At 63.7% G+C, this 4,630-nt stretch carries 4 protein-coding genes; all 4 read right to left on the minus strand.

Going from position 1 to position 4,630, the window contains the following annotated elements:
* Positions 1–90: 90 nt before the first annotated feature.
* Positions 91–1,743 carry a choline dehydrogenase gene (gene betA, locus EN925_RS24230; RefSeq protein WP_063171723.1) on the minus strand — a complete coding sequence of 551 codons (1,653 nt, stop codon included), beginning with the start codon at positions 1,741–1,743 and terminating at the stop codon, positions 91–93.
* The gene (locus tag EN925_RS24235) at positions 1,736–2,737 is read right to left on the minus strand and encodes a threonine/serine dehydratase (RefSeq protein ID WP_024505554.1); all 1,002 of its coding nucleotides are present in this window, start codon (positions 2,735–2,737) and stop codon (positions 1,736–1,738) included. The genes betA and EN925_RS24235 overlap by 8 nt, the downstream gene beginning before the upstream one ends.
* Positions 2,737–4,266, minus strand: coding sequence for a choline-sulfatase (betC, locus tag EN925_RS24240; RefSeq protein WP_164766117.1), 1,530 nt, complete (start codon positions 4,264–4,266; stop codon positions 2,737–2,739). Before betC ends, EN925_RS24235 begins: the two co-directional genes overlap by 1 nt.
* The coding region (gene betI, locus EN925_RS24245; RefSeq protein ID WP_128336988.1) for a transcriptional regulator BetI at positions 4,263–4,630 on the minus strand (368 nt) is incomplete at its 5' end. The genes betI and betC, both read right to left, overlap by 4 nt.

A 4,630-nucleotide genomic window follows, 5' to 3' on the forward strand; every position in this document is an offset into this window, starting at 1 on the left:
GACATAGTGCGATGCCGTGGGCTGAGCGCGCATGGAAGTCTCCAGATTGTCTTTCGCGGCATGCGGATCGTGCAGTCACACGATCATGCTCTATCTGTCCGACGCCTGCCAGCGCGGATTGATCCATGGTTCCTGGTTGGACGGCGCCAGCGGCGTGCGGCCAAGGATGTGATCGGATGCCTTCTCGCCGGTCATGATCGACGGCGCATTGAGATTGCCGTTGGTGACGCGCGGGAAGATCGAGGAATCGGCGACCCGCAATCCTTCGACGCCGATGACCCGGCACTCCGGATCGACGACGCTCATCACGTCGTCGGCGCGGCCCATCTTGCAGGTGCCGCAAGGATGGTAGGCGCTCTCGGCGTGATCCCGGATGAAGATGTCGAGATCGTCGTCCGACTGCACGTGGCTGCCCGGCGATATCTCCTTGCCTCGATAGGGATCGAACGCCGACTGGCCGAAGATCTCGCGCGTCAGCCGGATGCAGTGGCGGAACTCCGCCCAGTCGTCTGGATGCGACATGTAGTTGAAGTGGATCATCGGTTTCGATTTCGGGTCCGGCGAGCGCAGCGTCACCGACCCCCGCGACTTCGAGCGCATCGGTCCGACATGCGCCTGGAAGCCGTGCGACTTGGCCGCCGCCTTGCCGTCATAGCGGACTGCCGCGGGGATGAAATGGTACTGGATGTCGGGGTAGTCGACGCCGGCACGTGAGCGCACGAAGGCCGCCGCTTCGAAATGGTTGGTGGCGCCAAGCCCGGTCTTGAGGAACAGCCACTGCGCCCCGATGAGCGCTTTCGAGAACGGATTCAGCACCGAATTGAGCGTGATCGGCAGCAATGATTCCTGCTGGATGTAGAGCTCCATATGGTCCTGCAGGTTGCGGCCGACGCCGGGCCTGTCGGCCACCACCGGAATGCCGTTTTCGCGCAGATGCTCGGCCGGACCGATGCCGGACAGCATCAGGATCTTGGGCGAATTGATCGACGATGCGGCGACGATTACCTCACGTCGCGCCTTAACGACCTGAATCTGTTTGTGAGCTTCGATCTCGACGCCGATGGCGCGCTGATTCTCGATGATCACCCGCCGCGCAAAGCCCTTGACCAGACTGACGTTTTTGCGCTTCAGCGCCGGCTTCAGATAGGCTGATGCCGCCGACCATCGGCGGCCGCCGCTGATGGTCTGCTCCATCGGCCCAAAACCTTCCTGCTTGGAACCGTTATAGTCCTCCGTCAGTTCGAACCCGGCCTGGCGGCCAGCCTCGACGAAGGCGCCATAGAGCGGATTTTTACGCGAGCCGCGCTGCACATGCAGCGGCCCGCCGTGCCCGCGCCAGCCATCCTCGCCGCCATCCGAATCCTCCATGCGCTTGAAATAGGGGAGCACGTCGGCGAAGCCCCAGCCGGCCGCACCCTCTTCGGCCCAATGGTCGAAGTCGCGGGCGTGGCCGCGCACATAGACCATGCCGTTGATCGAGGACGAGCCGCCGATAACCTTGCCGCGCGGTGTCGCCAGCACACGGCCGCCGAGATGCGGCTCCGGCTCGCTGGCAAAGCCCCAGTCGTACAGGCTCATGTTGAGCGGGATCGACAGCGCCGACGGCATCTGGATCAGCGGCCCGATATCGCTGCCGCCGAATTCGATGACGATGACCGAATGCTTGCCGTCTTCCGACAGGCGATAGGCCATGGCCGAGCCGGCCGAGCCGGAGCCGATGATGACGAAATCCGCTTCAAGCATGGTTCATATGCGCCATGAAATCGGCGAGCGAGACATTGCCGCCGGTAGCCACAACAAGGACGGTCTTGTCCTTCACATCCACCTTGCCGCCGAGCAATGCCGCGATCGACGCCGCCCCCGACGGTTCGAGCACCAGCTTCATGCGCTCGAAGGCGATCCGCATGGCGCGCCGCACCGATTGGTCGTCGACGGTGATGCCGTGAACACCCGCCGTCTTGACCGCGGCAAACGGAGCATCGCCCGGCCGTCGTGACATCAACCCGTCGCAGATCGATTTCGGCCCGATCGGCATCGTCTCGATAGCGCCATGCGCCAGCGACGAGCCCATGCCATTGAAACCTTCCGGCTCGACGCCGATGATCTCTGTCGCTGGCGACAGATAATGGAAGGCAAGCGAAACGCCGCCGATCAACCCGCCGCCACCGACCGAGCAGAACAAGAGGTCGGCGCTGGCACCTTTGGCTTCGAGTTGGTCAAGCGCTTCGAGGCCGGCGCCCGCCTGGCCGGCGACGATCTCCGGATCGTCGAATGGATGCAGCAGCGCCAGGCCCTCTGTCTCGGCGATCTCGCGCGCCTTGGCGGCGGCGACTTCCTCCCGCGCGCGCTCGCCATGGTCGGTCAGCACGACGCGGGCGCCATAGCCCGCCGTGGCATCACGCTTGGCGGCCGGTGCGTCGATCGGCATGACGATGGTGACGGGAACGCCAAGCGCCTGGCCGGCAGCCGCCAGCCCTTGCGCGAAATTGCCGGAGGAGTAGGCGACGACGCCCTTCTTCGCTTCGTCAACTGAAAGCTGCTTCAGGCGCCAATAGGCGCCGCGCACCTTGAATGAGCCGGCCCATTGCAGCGATTCCGGCTTGATGAAGACGCGGGCGGCGCCGGTCTCGCGGGCTAGTGCCGTCGATTCCAGCAGCGGCGTGATCTGCGTCGCCCTGGAGGTGACGGCATAGGCCTGCTTGAGATGGTCAAGGGAGGGGACGAGAAGGTCTGACATCATTCGCCTCGCGGATACCGTTTGCTCTCTTCGAGATTGTCGAGGTTCATGTGATTGCGCATGTAGCGCTCGGACGCCTTTTGCAGGGGCTGGAAATCCCAGGGGTAATAGGCGCCGTTGCGCAGCGCCGGATAGACGACCCAGCGGCGCGCCTGGCTTTCGCGGACAGCGGCGTCGAAGCCGGCCATGTCCCAGCGCGCCTGGACTTTGTCCATGAATGCCGCCACCAAGCCGGCATTGGCGGGGTCGTCGGCCAGATTGTCCCGTTCGAGCGGATCGGCTTCGAGATCGAACAGTTGCGGCGGATCGAGCTCGCAGTGGACGAATTTGTATCTGCCGTCGCGGATCGCCACCAACGGCGCGTTGGACCCTTCGGCCGCATACTCCATCAACACCGGTGCGGTGCGCTCGATGCCCTCGGTGAGCGGCAGCAGCGACTGGCCGTCGGTCCACGGCGCGATCGCAGCGATGTCGATGCCGGCGAGATCGCAAAGCGTCGGCGCCACGTCGAGATTGGAGACCGGCGTCTCGATCAGCCCGGCGCGAACGCCCTTGCCGGCAATCATCAGCGGTACCCGCGCCGAACCCTCGAAGAAGCTCATCTTGAACCACAGGCCGCGCTCGCCGAGCATGTCGCCGTGATCCGAGCAGAACAGGATGATTGTGTCGTCCGCCATGCGTGTGCGCTTGAGAACGTCGAGGATCTCGCCCAGCTTGTCGTCGACATAGGAGATGTTGGCGAAATAGCCCTGCCGCGAACGACGCACCTGCTCTGGCGTGATCTCGAAAGAGGGGTAGTCACTGGCGTGGTACAGCCGCCGGGAATGCGTATCCTGCTGGTCATACGCGATGAACCCGGTTTCCGGGTCCAGCGCCTGGCAATGCTCATAGAGATCCCAATATTGCTTGCGCGCGACATAGGGATCGTGCGGATGCGACAGCGAGACAGTGAGGCACCAAGGCCGATGGTTCGCATCGTCCTGTTCGCGCGAAAGCTGATAGAGCTTCTGCGTGGCCAGGAACACGACCTCGTCGTCATACTCCATCTGGTTGGTGATCTCGGCGACGCCTGCACCGGTCACCGAGCCCAGATTGTGATACCACCAGTCGATACGCTCGCCGGGCTTGCGGTAATCCGGCGTCCAGCCGAAATCGGCTGGATAAATGTCGGTCGTCAGCCGCTCCTCGAAACCATGCAACTGGTCCGGCCCAACGAAATGCATCTTGCCCGACAGGCAGGTGTAGTAGCCGGCGGCGCGCAAATGATGGGCAAAGGTCGGGATCGATGAGGCGAATTCGGCGGCATTGTCATAGACGCCGGTGCGCGACGGCAATTGCCCGCTCATGAACGAGGCACGGCCCGGCGCGCAGAGCGGCGAGGCCGTGTAGTTGTTGGCAAAGCGCGCCGAACGCGCGGCCAACGCTTTCAGATGCGGTGTATGCAGAAACTCCGCCGGTCCGTCCGGAAACAGGGTTCCGTTGAGCTGGTCGACCATGACGATCAGGAAATTGGTTGGCTTCATTGTCACTGTTTGCGCCGCTCGCCAAGTTTGGTTTCGAGATAGTCCTCGACCAGCGCGATCGCGGTCGCGGCATCGGGCACGCCGTCTTTCAGCGCCCGCCTGATGTAGAGCCCGTCGATCATCGCCGCGGTCGCTTCGGCGGCGCGGTCGGCTTCGGCTCTGGGCAAGATCCCGGTCAGCCCGCTCATCAGGTTCGAGTGCAGCCGCCGCGCGTAGACCTTGAGCAGCCGGCGCAAGGCCGATGATTTCTGCGCCTCGACATAGAAGGCGAGCCAGGCGGCGATGGTTTCCGGCTGGAACTGGATGTCGGAGAAATTGACAGCGACCACCGCCGAGACCCTTTCGCGCGCGCTATTGGCCGAGCCAAGGG

This window comes from Mesorhizobium sp. M7A.F.Ca.US.006.04.2.1, assembly GCF_004022915.1.
GTDB lineage: Bacteria > Pseudomonadota > Alphaproteobacteria > Rhizobiales > Rhizobiaceae > Mesorhizobium > Mesorhizobium ciceri.